The sequence below is a fragment of the Bacillus carboniphilus genome (assembly GCF_020524035.2).
GTDB lineage: Bacteria > Bacillota > Bacilli > Bacillales > JAIVKR01 > Bacillus_CC.
Genome location: NZ_CP129013.1, coordinates 2,234,831 through 2,251,200 on the forward strand (window position 1 = coordinate 2,234,831; position 16,370 = coordinate 2,251,200).

12 protein-coding genes and 2 pseudogenes are annotated in these 16,370 nt (G+C 36.0%); 4 read left to right on the forward strand and 10 right to left on the reverse strand.

Going from position 1 to position 16,370, the window contains the following annotated elements; all coding sequences use genetic code 11:
• Positions 1-26: 26 nt before the first annotated feature.
• From LC087_RS11490 to LC087_RS11530, 8 genes and pseudogenes are all read right to left on the reverse strand, one after another.
• Positions 27-566, reverse strand: a complete 540-nt coding sequence (locus LC087_RS11490) for a competence protein ComK (RefSeq protein ID WP_226541658.1) — start codon at positions 564-566, stop codon at positions 27-29.
• A gap of 327 nt (positions 567-893) precedes the next feature.
• Positions 894-1,700, reverse strand: a complete 807-nt coding sequence (gene cysQ / locus LC087_RS11495; RefSeq protein ID WP_226541659.1) for a 3'(2'),5'-bisphosphate nucleotidase CysQ — start codon at positions 1,698-1,700, stop codon at positions 894-896.
• Positions 1,690-2,850, reverse strand: a complete 1,161-nt coding sequence (sat, locus tag LC087_RS11500) for a sulfate adenylyltransferase (RefSeq protein ID WP_306019580.1) — start codon at positions 2,848-2,850, stop codon at positions 1,690-1,692. Before sat ends, cysQ begins: the two co-directional genes overlap by 11 nt.
• A 482-nt stretch (positions 2,851-3,332) precedes the next feature.
• Entirely contained in the window at positions 3,333-4,967 is a 1,635-nt protein-coding gene (gene abc-f, locus LC087_RS11505; protein WP_226541662.1) for a ribosomal protection-like ABC-F family protein, read from the reverse strand.
• Between the two features lie 187 nt (positions 4,968-5,154).
• Complete coding sequence (locus LC087_RS11510; protein ID WP_264189964.1) at positions 5,155-5,289, reverse strand: RAxF-45 family protein; 135 nt, start codon at positions 5,287-5,289, stop codon at positions 5,155-5,157.
• 67 nt (positions 5,290-5,356) lie between these two features.
• Positions 5,357-7,455, reverse strand: a pseudogene (locus tag LC087_RS11520) (SA1320 family protein).
• Positions 7,456-7,475: 20 nt separating this feature from the next.
• Positions 7,476-8,444, reverse strand: coding sequence for a DUF1672 family protein (locus LC087_RS11525; RefSeq protein ID WP_226541666.1), 969 nt, complete (start codon positions 8,442-8,444; stop codon positions 7,476-7,478).
• 223 nt (positions 8,445-8,667) lie between these two features.
• Positions 8,668-9,078 (reverse strand): hypothetical protein, encoded by a 411-nt coding sequence (locus LC087_RS11530; protein WP_226541669.1) that lies wholly within the window; start codon positions 9,076-9,078, stop codon positions 8,668-8,670.
• Between the two features lie 438 nt (positions 9,079-9,516).
• Between LC087_RS11530 and LC087_RS11535 the strand changes: the two genes are divergently transcribed.
• Both LC087_RS11535 and LC087_RS11540 read left to right on the forward strand, forming a co-directional pair.
• Entirely contained in the window at positions 9,517-9,765 is a 249-nt protein-coding gene (locus tag LC087_RS11535) for a hypothetical protein (RefSeq protein ID WP_306019583.1), read from the forward strand.
• An 89-nt stretch (positions 9,766-9,854) separates the two neighbouring features.
• On the forward strand, positions 9,855-11,000 hold the full coding sequence (locus LC087_RS11540; protein ID WP_306019584.1) for a transposase: 1,146 nt from the start codon (positions 9,855-9,857) through the stop codon (positions 10,998-11,000).
• Here the strand turns inward: LC087_RS11540 and LC087_RS11545 are convergent.
• Positions 10,997-11,839 (reverse strand): DUF1672 family protein, encoded by an 843-nt coding sequence (locus tag LC087_RS11545; protein ID WP_226541817.1) that lies wholly within the window; start codon positions 11,837-11,839, stop codon positions 10,997-10,999. The genes LC087_RS11540 and LC087_RS11545 overlap by 4 nt on opposite strands.
• Before the next feature lie 666 nt (positions 11,840-12,505).
• On the opposite strand from LC087_RS11545, the gene LC087_RS11550 reads away from it, so the two are divergent.
• Positions 12,506-13,105, forward strand: coding sequence for a cell wall-binding repeat-containing protein (locus LC087_RS11550; protein WP_306019585.1), 600 nt, complete (start codon positions 12,506-12,508; stop codon positions 13,103-13,105).
• A 13-nt stretch (positions 13,106-13,118) separates the two neighbouring features.
• Positions 13,119-14,288, forward strand: coding sequence for a cell wall-binding repeat-containing protein (locus LC087_RS11555; RefSeq protein ID WP_306019586.1), 1,170 nt, complete (start codon positions 13,119-13,121; stop codon positions 14,286-14,288).
• Between the two features lie 50 nt (positions 14,289-14,338).
• Here LC087_RS11555 and LC087_RS11560 read toward each other — a convergent pair.
• Positions 14,339-16,059 (reverse strand): annotated as a pseudogene (locus tag LC087_RS11560) (phospho-sugar mutase).
• Positions 16,060-16,370: the final 311 nt, after the last annotated feature.

Consider the following 16,370-nt stretch of genomic DNA (forward strand, 5'->3'; position numbering starts at 1 on the left):
AATTGAAGCACCACTTTCATTATCGGTTAATAATAATCATTTTCCCGATAATGTTCATTCTTTTCTAGACCATTAATACGATAAGAAGATTGTCGCTCTGCGATATAGTGACTTCTTAAATAATTGTTTCGGATGGAGTATATCATCATTAGATGAGAACATGATTTAAATCGTTTCTGTAAAATATGGTAAGCGATCTCTAGGGGAATGAGCTTGTCATCAGATAATTGTAAAAACGCCATGTCATCGACATTTTTTATTCGATCTTGATAGTCATAGGAAATAAAATGACTATCTTCACAAGACCAAGATTTTGTAGTCACCATACAGATGTGATGCTCGTATGAAAGTAGAATGGGTAGCATATATTCGTTTGTGAGTATTTTTTTCGTAGCAGATAGACTAGCTTTTAAAGTCGTATTGTTATATAAGCAATTGTTTTCAATCACTTTTCTAGAAGAGGACTCTAAAAGTTTTTGGCCATCACAATCAATCTTTAAGCAATTCGACTCTCCTTGTTCGTTCAACTTTGAAATCAAGGCAATTGTTTTTGGTATGATAATCATTTCGTTCACTGTTAATGGCCGTTTTGAGAACGGTTTTGTTATCCTCAGTCGTTCCCATCCAGTTCGGTTCTCTTCCTGCTTCCACGTGGTACGAAAAAGGATCGCTAGGCCAGACACTCCACAGGCATAAGTTCGGATGCATTCACCCTACAAATTAGCAAAGCTAATTAACGGCATATCACTCCTTTTTAATAGAATTAGGCCAAAAGATTTAAAAAATTCTGTTAAAACTTAGTGGATCATAGTCTATTATAACTATTTTCTACTCACTATCAAATTACATTTACTTTACATAAATTTGTCTAATATAACAAATAATATCCTTTCTCAGTTGCCATTTGTGACAAGGAAGTGCTCATTTTTTAAGGTAGCTTTATTGTAGGAAAACCTTTTACTCGTATAAGCATGAATCATTTGACCTCCTGCTAGTTCGACAATGACTTGCCCTGCCGCTGTATCCCATTCCATCGTAGGAACAAAACGAGGATAAAAGTGAGCAAATCCTTCGGCCACTGCACAAAACTTTAAGGAACTTCCTCTATTAATTACTTCGATGTCTTGATGGTTTTCTTTTAGTTGCTCAATAAATCGATCCGTTTCTGGGGAAGGGTGAGAACGACTAGCTACTACACGAACAGGCTTCCTTTCTTTTGTCAATGGTAGTTGATCTGATTTGGATAATAACTGCGCTTCGTTTGCTGGATTGAATCCCGCTAGATTTTTTAATTTAAAAGAACCTACTCCTTGCTTAGCAAAATAGAGTGTCTTTAACACTGGAGCATAAATCACTCCAACGACAGGATAGTGCTCATGAATAAGCGCAATGTTTACGGTGAACTCTCCATTTCGCTTAATAAATTCCTTCGTCCCATCTAATGGGTCAACAAGCCAAAAAGCAGGCCACTCCTTTCTCTCTTCATAAGAAAAGTGACTCCCTTCCTCACTTAAAATTGGAATGGATGGAAAAGAAGCTCGTAATCCTTTCATAATTACTTCATGAGACTTTTGATCTGCCATGGTTAACGGAGATTGATCTTTCTTTTCTACTACATCAAAGTCCTGATTATAGATGTCCATGATTGTGTTCCCTGCCTCTAAACAAATTTGAACCAAGGGAAGTAAATTAATTTCCATCTGATTTCATTCCTTTAATTAATATGTCTGCGACTTCTGGTCTTGTAAACTCTTTTGGTGGTTTAGTGCCGTTTCGAAGCATTTCTCTTACTTTTGTGCCGCTTAAATGAACATGGGATTCACCTTTGTGAGGACAAGTCTTTTTAGTGGCCATATTTTCACAAACCGTACAATAAAATGCATGCTCATACTTTAAAATGTTGATCCCCAGCTCCTCTTTTTCAAACTGATCAAATATATGTTGCGCTTCATACGTTCCATAATAATCTCCTACCCCAGCATGGTCGCGACCTACAATAAAGTGTGTACACCCATAGTTTTTTCTGACAATCGCATGAAAGATCGCTTCCCGAGGACCCGCATAACGCATTGCCGCTGGATAAATAACAAGCTCTACACGTTCTTTGGGATAATAATGTTGCAAAATCACTTGATAACTTTCCATTCGAATTTCAGCAGATATATCATCAGCCTTTGTTTCTCCGACTAAAGGGTTTAACAATAACCCATCGACAATTTCTAACGCCGACTTTTGAATGTATTCATGTGCTCTGTGAACAGGGTTTCGAGTTTGAAAGCCGACAATCGTTTTCCACCCTAATTTTCTAAATCGATCTCTTGTTTGCGACGGATCAAGGTAAAAGGAAGAAAATTGATCATGCTTAGGCCGATTTAATAATGTGATCGGACCACTGACATAGACATCCTCCTTTTCATAAATTTTTTTCACTCCAGGATGCTTTTGATCCGTCGTCCCATAAACATGCTGCGCTTCAAGTTCCTTGTCATAAAAGAACTTTTCTTGTACAACAATTGTTCCATAAATGATCCCGTCCTTACCTTTTAATGAGATGACTTCACCAAGACTAATCTTAGATGCATTCTCTTTTGAAACAGGTAAGGTAATGGGGATGCTCCAAATAACACCACTTGAAAGGCGCATACCTTGAATCACATGTTGATAATCTTTTGAATTCATAAATCCCATTAATGGGCTAAATGCCCCAATTCCAATTAACTCTAAATCAGAAAGACTCCAAGACGACAACGTGAGAGTCTTATAGCCCTCTGCTTTTCTCAATGGCTCTTCTCTAATATCATCGGATGCCTCACAATTGATTAGTTCCCCCCCGTGAGCATTCACTGACAATCAGATCTCCTCCTTCAAACTGGTTATCTATTAATTATATGAGAAGAAGATGGAAATGAACATTTATATTTCAAATGAGAAGTCAAAAAATTAAGTTTGAGGTACTTGTATAAATAAGGGTCTATAGTATAAGGTTAGAAGACTGCTCTAAATAAGCATTTCGCTCAGTTGTAGTAGATTAAAGGTGAAGCCTTGAAAGAAGTTACCGCAAAATTGAAGTAAGGTTACATTTGAATTCGTTGAATGCATACGAAGATGAAAAAATACAATACATCGGTGATACAAACTAAAACTTTGATGGATTAATGAAAAACGAATATACTTCATCAGCTGCATCCTTTCAAGGTGTTATGTAGGTAACAGAAATGATATAGGGTTATTATGGATCAAATAGTGGTGATTATTCAGACCATATAACAAAAAGCAGCCACTTTGTCTTATGAACAAAATGACTGCTATTTAACCTTTAATACCGTTACCCTTTATTTAAGCACCGTTTGTACCTTTTCCTTTGCCCACTGGTATGAACCCGGAAAGTAATGAAGACGTCCACTTTCAAGCCAATACGTTTGATTAAAGAGCTTTTCTAAAAAATATCGATCATGGGAGATGGCCAAAACCGTACCTGTAAACTTTTCCAAAGCGTCTTCTAATACTTCTCTTGAATCAATATCTAAATGATTCGTCGGTTCATCTAAAATAAGGAAATTAATGTTTTCATGCATAAATTGAGCAAGCTTTAACCTCATTTTTTCCCCACCACTTAGAGATTTTACTTTTTTAAAGACATCGGGACCGTAAAACATAAAGGTAGCTAAAATCCCTCTTGCTTCCCCTTCATTTACAAAAACTTTCTCCCTGAACTCATCAACGACCGTATTGTTTTCATTTATAGCTTTAAATTCTTGAGATAAATAACCGATGTTCAAGTGATTACCTAATTTCATTTCACCACTGTCAGGCTCTAATTGATTCATTAACAATTTTAATAAGGTTGATTTACCGGCTCCATTTTGACCGATTAATGCCACACGTTCTCCATGACGGATATGCATATTAACACCGGAGAACACCTCTTTTCCATGAAAAGATTTACTGAGTTCTTTAACCACCACTAAATCGTTACTTGTTCTTTTTCCTTCATTAAATTTTAATCCCATCGTTTTGTTTTCCATCTTCGGTTTTTTCAACTTTTCCATACGCTCAAGCGCCTTTTCCATGCTTTTTGCTCGTTTAAACAAGTCCGCATTTGGAGGTGTTGCCTCATTTGCCCATTGCCTTAGCCTTTTAATCGCTTCTTTTATTTTTTTTATCTTTTTTTGCTGTTCTTTATAAGCCGCAAACTCAGCTAATAATCGCTCTTCCTTCTCTTTTACGTAACCTGAATAGTTCGTTTTATAGCTGTGCAGACATCCATCCTCCATTTCAATGATTCGATTGGAGATTTTATCTAAGAAAAAACGATCATGTGAAATAACGACAATCGCCCCATCATAGTCTTGAATGAACTGCTCTAACCATTCAATCGACTGCATATCTAAATGGTTAGTTGGTTCATCTAACAATAAAATACCCGGTTTCTCTAACAAGGTTTTCGCTAAACACACTTTCGTCTTTTCTCCTCCACTTAACAAAGCAAACGAACGAGACATGAATTCATCAACCTTTAACCCTTTCACCACCTTTTGCACAGTTGCTTCCATTTCATACCCCTCTTGTAACGCAAATTGCTCCTGTAAATGAGCATATTTTGTCATAATAGACTCAAGTTCCTTTTCAGTTTGGGGTTTCGCCATCTCTCCTTCAAAGTATCGCATCTTCTTTTCCATTTCGATTAGTTGTTGAAAAGGACTATAAAGAACTTCTTTAACCGTTGTTTCAGAAGAATAGCCCGGAATCTGTTCTAAATATCCAACTGTACAATCTTTTTTTATGAAAATATCCCCTTTATCAACTGGTTCTACTTTGGCTAAACAGTTAAATAAAGTCGTTTTCCCAGAACCGTTCCTGCCAACTAACCCAACCCTATCTTTTTCATGAATATCAAGAGTAATGTCATCGAAAACTCGATTTCCACCCATCGTCTTCGTTATTTCTTTAACTGCACATATAATCATCGTCATTTCTCCTTTTGAGTAAAATTAAAAAAAGCCATAGGTAGACGAAACCCACCCATGGCTAAAAATTGAAATCTTGAAGACAGTTACATGAACCATCTGCAAATTTTAAACAATAAAAAAAGAAGACATAGACGTCCTCTCTTCATCACACTTCTTTAATTTTCACGTAGGGTTAAGAGACCTCTTATCGTTCACTGTAGCTATGCAATTGTCTAAAAAAGGGCATACGTATCCCGTCTTTAGCAATTGCATGAACAATCAAACAAAATATGGAAACTGATTTCAAATACTTTGCTCGACCTGCTCCAGAACGATCCATCTCTTAACACCTCCTTTTCATCATTAGTACCATTATAAAACGGTTGGTGAAAAATAACAAGATCTTGTTAACTTATCGTGACACGATCCACTTGTTCTTTCATTATACTCATATTCGACTTTACTTTTTTAGAAATCTCACATAACTCATCAATAGCGGTTGCTTTTTGATCTGACAATTGGTAAACAATATCGTCAAAGAGCATTTCCATCTCTTTTAAAATACTAATGCTAGCTGTATTATAATAGTGGATATTTTTATAGCCTTCCTCTTGAAAGATCGCATTATCTATGTATGGTTTAAATTCTTCAAGAAGCATTGGAAACCCAGTTAAAAGCTTCATCAGTCCTTTTCGAATTCCTTCAGTCGATTCCGCAATCATATCAAGAAAATCAATTATAGGTTGAACTTTTGCTTGAACTCGATCTTCATAATCTGTAAATACACTTAATATTAAACTAGATGGACTTCCATAAGATGCTACCTTTGCTCCCCCCTTGAACAGCAGCCAGAGGCAATTTCAAGTCCACCTTCAATTTTAGTAGCGATATCAATGGCGATCACTATTAATGGAATAGCAATTGCTGTTGCAACTGCGGAAAAGTTCTGAAATGAAACTTCTACATGCATTTCCTTTAGCTTCATTCTTACTTTCATATAAGGAGAGTCCTCTAATACATATTCATTTGTTGATTGAACAGAGTCAATTTCCGCCATTCCAACATGACTCTTTATTGCATTTCCTAGAGATTGATCCCGATTGGTAAAAGCGGTAGCAACATCTTGAACTTGACTTTTATACTCTGCTATATGTGTAAGAAGCTTTTCTGAATTACTATGTACAATTTGATAATGCTCATCTATTTCCCCTACCACTGCATCACGCCAGGACTCCGCTCCTCCTTTTAAAATTTCTTGAATTTCATCTGAGATGGCCGTGTTTAAACTCTTCGTAAATTCATCTATCTTATCTTGTAAATCGTAAAGTTTGTTTCTAGGTACAGAAAATATACTTTCAACACTAATATTCGTTCGAGTCACATGTTCCAATAGTTCAGATGGAGGTGAGTTTAAGATTGCATTTAGTGACAGACAATGTTGCTCTGCTTTATCTAACCAATCAATAAGTTTCCCTATTTCACGTTTCAGTGCATTTCCTGGTGAAGAAAGCCCAACAAACAAAGGATCTTCTACCCAATGATCCACTAAATCATCAAAAGCACGCTGCAAGTCATGTAATCTTTGAAAATACTTTGATTCTTCATCTTCTACTATTTCATATGAATTTCCTAAATAACCATTAGCAAGCTCTAATCGTTCCCTTACTTGTTCTTCTATAGAACTCGCTAGATGGTCAAGACTCTGCTTGTTGATGTCAATCCGGTCGGAATGACCCCCATAAAGTGGTTGTCCAGTCCAAATACTTGTGACAATGGATGAATCAGCATCAATGTAAATTCGTCCATACCCTGGCTGACCTTTCTTGCCTATCGTGTAATACTGTTTTTCAATATCTCCCCCACGATAGCCGGTATGATTTGTTCCGATCTTTGACATATCAGGAATCCCATTATATATTTCATACTGCTTTCCTGGTATTCTATTTCCCATCCATAATGAGGTAATCGACCCAGTGAGAACATCATATTGACTAAAATAGTTCGTAATATGATCATCGTAGCTTTTTCCTTCTTCAATCATGCCATCTGGCAAAAGAGCAGGATTCAACGTCACTGTTCTTAAACCCGGATGCTCCACAGCAACCGCATTGGCCAACCCACCTCCAAGCGAATTCCCCGTAACGGACGTCACACCGCCAACACCTTTAAATAATTCATCCATTTCATTATAATATTTTCTTGCTTCTTTTATTTGAGAAGGCGTTAGTTCACTTAACAATTGAGCGTCAGTGATTAAATCTGCTTTTTGTGATGTATCGGTTCCGACATAGACAACTGTAATTTCATTTGTTTCAACATTTCTGACTGTTAAAGCATCGAGACCACTTTTGTGGTTATAACGAGTATCTACAACTTTAAAGGTAGTATTATTAACTGATATCTCTGTTTGCATCTTATATTTTCTGTAAGCATGGTACCCGGCTAACTCAACTAAATCATTATGGGTAGTATTATTATCAACATACTTCACATTAGTAATATCCATTTTTATCCTCCCCATTAGAATTATTCTTTAATAATAAGTTCGAAATCTCTTAAAATGATAGAATTCTCTTTTGTGCCAATTCCGCTTGTTTTATTAATTCGATTATCATTAATTATGACAGCATATGCCCCTTTAGGAACTCCTTGAAGACCCTCTATATCGCTAACAATACTTTCAAATATCTTTTCATCTGGACTTTGATTTTCTTCATTCATGTATAAATCTATCGTTATCCCTAAAAGGTTGGAATCATACTCAAAATTAGAAAAGTTTTCTTCCCACTCATCTTTTGTCATATTAGGGTTTTCTATATATGTGTTATATAGCTCACTTGAAAGTGGTTGGTACCAATCAGTATAGTATAAAGTTGTACTATAGCCACTAGCGCTTACTTTCTCTAAAGCGTCCTGAGTAATACCTGTAACCGGATATTTGTTTACAGCCTCTTCTAAATAATTTTCGAGCACTCGATACTTTTCTTCAAAAATCATGGCTAAAAGCCCTGTTATAATCGCATCTTCCACCTGTCCTTTTTGAGACCAGACCTCGTCTTCTAAAATTTCTTCCTCGGACAAATCTATAGGTATAATAGCTTCTGTGTAAAAGTGAGGTTCACCAACAGATTCCACAATAACAGCAGCTCCATCTTGTGCACCTACAATATTATGGACAATTACTTCTGTCTTATATTCTTCTGAAAAATAGTTCTTTACGGCCTTTTCAACAACTAAACGATTTTCTTCTGCAAATTTATCGATTTTTTCGTTATAGGTTGGTGTCTCGTATTCTTCCCCAGTATAGTCTTGCACACTCATATAAAGATCGCGTTCATGTTGGTTTTGGTTTAATTCTTCATTATCAGTAGATCCAGTCTCTGTATCTACGTTCTTAGTGGTTTGTTCGTCTTCTACTTTTTTATCCATATTCATACATCCTCCAAGTAGTAGTGATAGTCCAATACTACATATAAGTAATTTTTTTAGTTTCAATAGGTAGTACCTCCCTTTAAAAATGTTCGACACTTACAAATTATATGACAATCAGAATGTAATCCCCAGACGTTTCCTGATAATTTTTTTGATTTAAACCAAAACGGTAGGTTCGTAGGGGGTAAGGATAGTTCTATAGAATCAATTTTGAGGAATAATATAGAGGTTTGATTTGTGGTTTTAAATGTTAAATTATCAATATGTATTTCTTAATAGATGATATTCAATCACATCCGCCAAGCGAATTCCCCGTAACCGACGTCACACTGCCAACATCTTTAAATAATTCATCCATTTCATTATAATATTTTCTTGTATCTGTAATTTGAGCAGGTGTTTGTTCACTTAACAGTTGGACATCAGTGATTAAATCTGCTTTTTGTGAAGTATCGGTTCCGACATAGACAACTGTAATTTCATTTGTAGTAACATTTTGAACTGTTAATGCATCGAGACCATTTATTCCATCGTACCTTGTATTAATTTTTCTAAAATCTTTTCCGTTTACTTTGAAAATCCTATCTTCTTCATATTCTTTATAAGCATGAAATCCAGCTAGCTCAACAAGATCCGTGTCCTTAATTTCAGTTGTATATGCATTAGCATTTGTATAAATGATTTTTATGTTACTCATTCCAAACACCCCACAATATAATATTTATTCTTTTTTAATTTCATCTGGATATGCTCTTTCCAAACTATTGTCTTTAGTACCAAATCCGTTCGTCTTATTTACCCTATTATCATGAAATGGAGAGTCAAAAGTTCTCCGGAATTTTTCAAAGCTTTTTCCCCATACTCGATGTTTTTTATGTAATGGTAAGGGATTCCCCTCGCTTTCCGCGGACGACCTGTCAAGCCTCCTCGTTCGTGCCTCACATTGCGGGGTCTTGACTAGCCCGTTTTTCCGCAGGAGTCTTGGGGTCCCTTACAAAGTCCATTTTATAAAGATGACTCAATCCCTTAGAAAGAGAATTTTCTGCATAAAAAATAACCCTTCTGCTTGATTTCATGTTAACCTATTAAGCGACTAAACAAAATAAGGAGACATGTCATCCGAGAAGAGTTATCTTTGATATTGTATCAAACTCAACAGCGAATGACCATAGTGATTATGTGGAAAAGAATAGATAAAGAACTTTCAGAATTTAGGACCTGTTTTACACGACAAGCTACCTATGAATGGTTTGTCGTCATGATTATTGGATTGATGTTACGTTCCGATCAAGTAGGATTAACCTCCATCATTCGTGAGCTTTCGATCTCACCCAAGTCCTATCCTGCTATGATGCATTTTTTAGGTCCCAAGCTTGGAAGTTAGAGGATCTTATTCAAACATGGACGAAGCTTGTTTATCGTAAGGCACCCATCTATAAGAAAGACGGCATCACCATCTTGGTAGGAGATGGCGTGAAGCAATCGAAAGAAGCACGAAAAATGCCTGGTGTGAAGAGGTTACATCAAGAATCAGAAAATTCCTCAAAAGCCGAGTTTATCTTTGGGCACATGTTTGGTGGGATAGGTGTTCTCATTGGCGATCCTTCTAAGAAACTATTTTGTCTTCCTCTTTCGATCAGGCTCCATGACGGTGTCAACATGATTCGAAATTGGAGAAAAAAACAGAACAATTATGAATGTGAAGGTTCTCACATTGTTCAAATCATAAACGATGCGTTTCAAGCAGCTAAATGTATGGGAGAATCGCTCGTACTGCTTGATGGCTACTATTTATCCATTTTTGCTCTTATGAAACGGGCAGAACTGTTAGAGAAATCAGAAACGATGCTTCACCTTTTGACTAAAGCCAAGAAGTCTTGTAGGGCTTATACAAAGCCCGGTGAATATAAAGGGAAAGGTCGTCCTCGTAAAAAAGGAGAGACCATCAAACTTCAAGACCTCTTTACATCAAGGAAGAGTGAATTCGTAGAAGCAACCGTCCGTTTATATGGAAAAGAAGAGACCGTTCGTTACCTTTGCCTTAATTTATTATGGGGGCAAAAGCTTTATCAAGAACTGCGATTCGTCCTTGTCATGTATGGAGAAAAAACAGCCATTCTTGTTACAACGAAGCTCGATTTAGATCCCGTTAACATCATTGAATTGTACAGTTTTAGGTTCAAAATTGAATGTACGTTTCGAGAGCTGAAACAAGTGATGAATGGATTTGGGTATCAATTTTGGTCAAAAGCCATGCCTAAACTGAGACGCTATGCAAAAAAAGGAATGATTCATCCATTAGAAGAAATGGAGGATGAAAAAGAGAAAGAACTCATCTTGTCCGCTTTGAAAGCAATCGAGGGATTTGTCATGTGTAGTTGTATCGCCATGGGGATGCTTCAAATGTTGTCTCTTACTTTTTCAACTAAGATTAATGAGAGTCCTGTTCGATTTTTACGAACGAAGTCCAACCCTATTGTCTCAGAAGCGACCGTTGCCTATTATTTAAGGAAGACGACTTTTTCGCTTTTTAGTAAAACGAGCCGTTTATGCATAAGTCGAATAATGAAAAAGAAGCAATCAGACCCTTTTTTTGACGAGGATCTGAAGGCTTCTTAAAGGTGAAAACTTTTGACTGACAAGTCATGAAGATAAATTGAATATATTCCCTGTGGAATCCCCTGCATATTTTCTATATCATATGAAATTTTGTCAAAAATTTCTTTATCCGGCTCTACATTTTGAATTTCCATAAAAAGATAAATGGTAATTGAAAAATCTTCAGGATCGTAATCATCTTTGGAAAACTGTTTTTTTAATTGTTCTTTCGTAACATGTGGATTTTCCATATACATATCATAAATTTTCTGAAAGTCTGTGTGAAATGCATTTGTATAATAATAAGGCGTACTATATCCATTACCATACACACTCTCTAGAGCTTCCTGTCTAATACCAGTGACAGGGTATTCATTAACTATTTTTTCCATATACTCATCAAGCTTTGCAATTTCTTCATCAAAAATCATAGCGAAAATACCAGTAATCAACGTGTTTTCAACAATTCCTTCATTAGACCACACTTCATCTGTTAACACTTTCTTCTCACGATCATCGATAGGCACAAACGCTTCTGAATAAAAATGTGGCTCCCCTACAGATTCAACATAAACAAGGGCGTTATCAATTGTTCCTACAACATTTTGTACAATCACTTCTGTTTTATATTTTTCTAGAAAAAACGTTTGAACAGCTTCTTCAATCTCTTTCCGATTGTCTTGCGCAATTTCATTAATTTTTGTTGCTCCTTTAGGATCATATTCTTCCCCAGTATAGTCCTGCACACTGACATAAAGATCGCGTTCATGTTGGTTTTTGTTTAATTCTTCATTATCTGTAGATCCAGTCTCCGTATCTACGTTTTTAGTGGTTTGTTCGTCTTCTACTTTTTTATCCATATTCATACATCCTCCAAGTACTAGTGATAGTCCCATACTACATATAAGTAATTTTTTTAGTTTCAATAGGTAGTACCCCCTTTAAAAAAGTTTATCAATTACAAATTATATGACAACCAGAAAATAATTCCCAGTCGTTTCCTTATATTCTTTTAGATTTAAACCAAAACGGTAGGTTAGTAGGAGGTAGAGATAGTTCAATAGAATCAATTTTGAGGAATAATGTAGAGGTTTGATTTGTGGTTTTATATGTTAAATTATCAATATGTATTTCTTAGTAGATGATATTCATTCACATCCGCCAAGCGAATTCCCCGTATCGGACGTCACACCGCCAACACTCTAATTATTTGTATATTTTTACTAATATATAAATTTATGAAAAGTCAGTTAGCAACATATACTAGTAAAACAATTCTGCCTTCATATTAGTTTATTAATTCAAAAAACATTTTAAATATAGATGTTCAACAATATCCGCCATCTTGATTTTGTCGATCAAAACTATATCAATATACCTTATTATACTAATAATTCTAGTAAATATACCCTATTTTATTGTAAGTCCTTTTATTCATTTCTATTTTTTTCTACATTTACTATTCTAACATTAAATAAACATTGGTAGAATCATAGCGGAAATACCAATATTAAGGAGTGTGAAATATGAATAAATTTGTAATGTCTATTATCAGCTTGTTGTTAGTTTTTTCAATGTTAACACCATTTCAACAAGTAGAAGCAAGTGAAAGTAAGTCTTACGAGCGTATAGCTGGGGATAACCGTATCCAAACAGCCATTGAAATATCCAAAGAAGGTTGGCCAAAGGGTGTAGGGCACAACCAATTTGGTACCAAAGTGGTTATTCTAGCAAGAGCAGATGTACCTGCTGATGCCTTAGCAGCAGCTAGTTTGGTAGGTAAAAAAGACGCCCCTATACTACTTACGTATTCCGACAAACTACCTGAAGAAACCTTAAAAGAAATAGAACGATTAAAACCTGAGCATATCTATATTTTAGGTGGAGAAAAAGCAATTAGTGAATCAATTGACAAAAAATTAGATGATAAGGGTTTCATTCCTATTAGAATTGCTGGCGACGATCGTTTCCAAACTGCCAATTGGATTAATATATTTTCTGGAGGTCACCTTGATTCTACTGACACCGCAATAATTGCAAATGGGGAAACAATTGTAGATGCACTTTCTGCGAGCAGCTTTTCAGCCTTAAACAATATCCCAATCTTTTTAGCTAAAAAAAGATGAATTACCTGTCAAATTGCCAGATAATATTAAAAAAGTTTACATTTATGGAGGAACTGCTGTCATTTCAGAAAAACTCGAAAGAGAATTAACTAATAAAGGAATCAAAGTTGTAGAACGATTTGCTGGAGAGAATCGTTATGAAACAGGATTATTGGCAACTTCTTTAACCAAAACAGATAGAGTCATTTTAGCACGCGGAACATCAACAAATCCAAAATCACCCGAGTTCCCTGATGCAGTAGCCGCTAGTGGATTAGCACTTAAAAAGAACGCAAATATTGTTCTTACAGATCCAAACAAACCAAATGCTTTAGTAAAAGATTTCGTACAAAAGCAAAAGAAACATTTTGTTTTAGGTGGTCCTGTTGCAATTAGTAACTCTGTTATTAAAAGCTATGGTTTAACCAATGAAAAAGATGTAGACACTACTGAGGCTCATTTTATTGATGTTGAACAAGGAAATAGCACATTGTTTCTTTTACCAAATGGTAAAAATGTTCTCATTGATGGTGGTCTAAAATCAGAGGGGGACAAAGTCGTTTCCTACTTGAATGATTTGGGAATTGATAAAATTGACCTCATGATAGCTACTCAACTCGACGAAGAACATCTTGGTGGATTACTTACAGTTTTAGATGAAATTTCAGTTAAAAGGTTCATGAATTATAGTGGAACATACAATGGATATGATAGTGAATTAATAGATGAGTTACGTAGGTTAGATGATGACTTATACTATGAAATAGCTAAAGAAGGAAATTCTATCACAATTGATAGTTCTGTTGATATTCAAATTTTGAATACCAGGGATTCTGACAGCTCTAATATGGATGATTCCTCTACTGTCCTAAATGTTACGTATGGTGAAACTGATTTTCTTCTAATGAGTGACGCTACTAAAAAGGTAGAAGATAAAATGATCGAAAAATATGATATTGATGCTGAAATATTACAAGTAGGACAGCACGGAGCAAATACAGCAACTAGTAGCGCGTTTTTAAATGAAGTCAAACCTGAACTATCCATTATTTCTTATGGGGAAAATTCAAATGGACTTCCAAGTAACGATGTCATCAAACGATTGGAAAAAGTGAATTCACAAATTAAATCTACTAAAAACCATGGCGACATTAAAATCGTGACTGATGGAGTTAACTATACAGTTAAAACAAGTAAAAACTAATGACGTTAAAAAGAAGATTGCCTTGAGCAATCTTCTTTTTTATATGCAAACTATTGTACTTTCGAAACTACATCTTCTTTCAATGCTTCAAGAAGGTCTTTACTCTCCGTAAAGGTTTCTCCTTTAACTCCGAAGTAGAATTTAATTTTCGGCTCTGTTCCTGACGGACGAAGGCAGAACCAAGAACCGTTTTCAAGGTGGTATTTTAATACATTTGACTTTGGTAACTTGATTTCGGACTTTTGCCCCGACAATAAGTGATGGGCTTCAGATGATTGATAGTCCTCCACAGAAACAACCGTATAACCTGCCACTTTAGTCGGGGGATTTTGACGGAAATCAGCTAACATTTGTCCGATTTTTTCTGAACCAGCCTTCCCTTTAAAGGTCATGGACACAAGGTCTTCTAAATAGAAGCCATACTTTTCCCAAATCTCGAACAGACCTTCATACAACGACTTTCCTTGTTTTTTATAAAAGGCAGCTACTTCAACGGCCATGACAGCCGACTGAACGGCATCTTTGTCACGAACAAAGTCGCCAATTAAATAACCATAGCTCTCTTCATAGCCGAATTGGAACGTATGCTCACCTGATTCTCTATATTGTTTAATTTTCTCTCCAATAAATTTAAAACCTGTTAGTGTATCCACGGTTGGTAAACCATAATGCTCTGCAACTGCTCGACCCATTTCTGAGGTTACGATTGTCTTTAAAACAACTCCATTTTCAGGTAGTGTACCACCTTGTTTCTTTTGCGATAAAATATACTCAAGCATAAGGGCACCGAGCTGATTACCGGTTAATACTTGGTATTCTCCTTGATCATTTTTCACCGCTACACCAATGCGATCTGCATCTGGATCGGTCGCTACTAACAAGTCTGCTTCCTGCTCGTTTCCGTAACGAATGGCAATTTCAAAAGCATCATGCTCTTCCGGATTTGGAGAACGAACGGTCGAAAAATTGCGATCTGGTACTCTTGTTCTTTGACCACCGTTACATGTTGATAGCCTAATTCCTTTAAGGCTCTACGGACAGGCTTATTCGCTGTTCCATGAATAGGAGTAAAGACAACCTTCAGCTTGCCCGACATTTCTCTAATTAAAGAAGGATTCACAGCTAAGTTAGTTACTTTTTCCGTATAAGCCGTATCCACTTCTTCTCCAATCATCGTTAATAAGCCTGATTCTTTTAGCTCATGCTCACTTAACACCTCAATTTCAAGCTCATTGTCAATACTCTTCACATGTTCAATCACTTCACTTGCTACGTGAGGAGGAAGTTGTCCGCCTTCTTGATCATATACTTTATAGCCATTATACTCGGGTGGATTATGGCTCGCCGTAATGACAATACCTGAAAAAGCATGTAAATAACGAACAGCAAAGGATAACTCAGGAGTTGGCCTAAGTTCATCAAAAACATAGGCCTTGATCCCATGCTTCCCTAACGTTTTGGCCGCTTCCATCGCAAATTCCGGTGATTTATGGCGTGAATCATAGGCAATCGCCACGCCACGCTGTTTCGCTTCCTCTCCAAACCCTTTAATAAATTTCGCTAGTCCTTCCGTCGCTTTTCGAATGGTATAAACATTCATACGATTCGTTCCAGGACCTATTTCACCACGCATTCCGCCAGTTCCAAATTCTAGCTCTTTATAGAATGCATCTTCTAACTCGGTTTCATTTAAGCTCGCTAATTGCTCCTTTAATTCAGGCTCTAAGCTATCAAAGTTGTTCCATTTTTCATATGTACTTTTCCAGTCCATAATAACCTCCACTATAGTAAAAGTGTGTGTGTTCAAAAATAAAAAATACGCTGAATAACAAGGTAATCTAAATATAAAAAGCCAATACAAAAGATCAACAACTTAATAGAACCACGTCTTTTGGCAAACATTAATTTTAGAACCTTTTGTTCATCGTAGGACTTTTTGAACAACGAAATAAGATATCTATTATTTTATACTAAAAAAATGCAAGAAGAAAGAAAAGCCACGAAAAACCATCTATTTATATATAGTTAAAAAGGTTGTCAATCAAACCGTAAATTGTTAATATATATATTTGAGATCCTTAA

What these genes read in the sequence shown, in the direction of transcription:
- LC087_RS11490 (WP_226541658.1), bottom strand. Translation starts at nt 566, where the DNA reads ATGATTATCATACCAAAAACAATTGCCTTGATTTCAAAGTTGAACGAA.
- cysQ (WP_226541659.1), bottom strand. Translation starts at nt 1,700, where the DNA reads ATGGAAATTAATTTACTTCCCTTGGTTCAAATTTGTTTAGAGGCAGGG.
- abc-f (WP_226541662.1), bottom strand. Translation starts at nt 4,967, where the DNA reads ATGATTATATGTGCAGTTAAAGAAATAACGAAGACGATGGGTGGAAAT.
- LC087_RS11510 (WP_264189964.1), bottom strand. Translation starts at nt 5,289, where the DNA reads ATGGATCGTTCTGGAGCAGGTCGAGCAAAGTATTTGAAATCAGTTTCC.
- LC087_RS11530 (WP_226541669.1), bottom strand. Translation starts at nt 9,078, where the DNA reads ATGAGTAACATAAAAATCATTTATACAAATGCTAATGCATATACAACT.
- LC087_RS11545 (WP_226541817.1), bottom strand. Translation starts at nt 11,839, where the DNA reads ATGGATAAAAAAGTAGAAGACGAACAAACCACTAAAAACGTAGATACG.
- LC087_RS11550 (WP_306019585.1), top strand. Translation starts at nt 12,506, where the DNA reads ATGAATAAATTTGTAATGTCTATTATCAGCTTGTTGTTAGTTTTTTCA.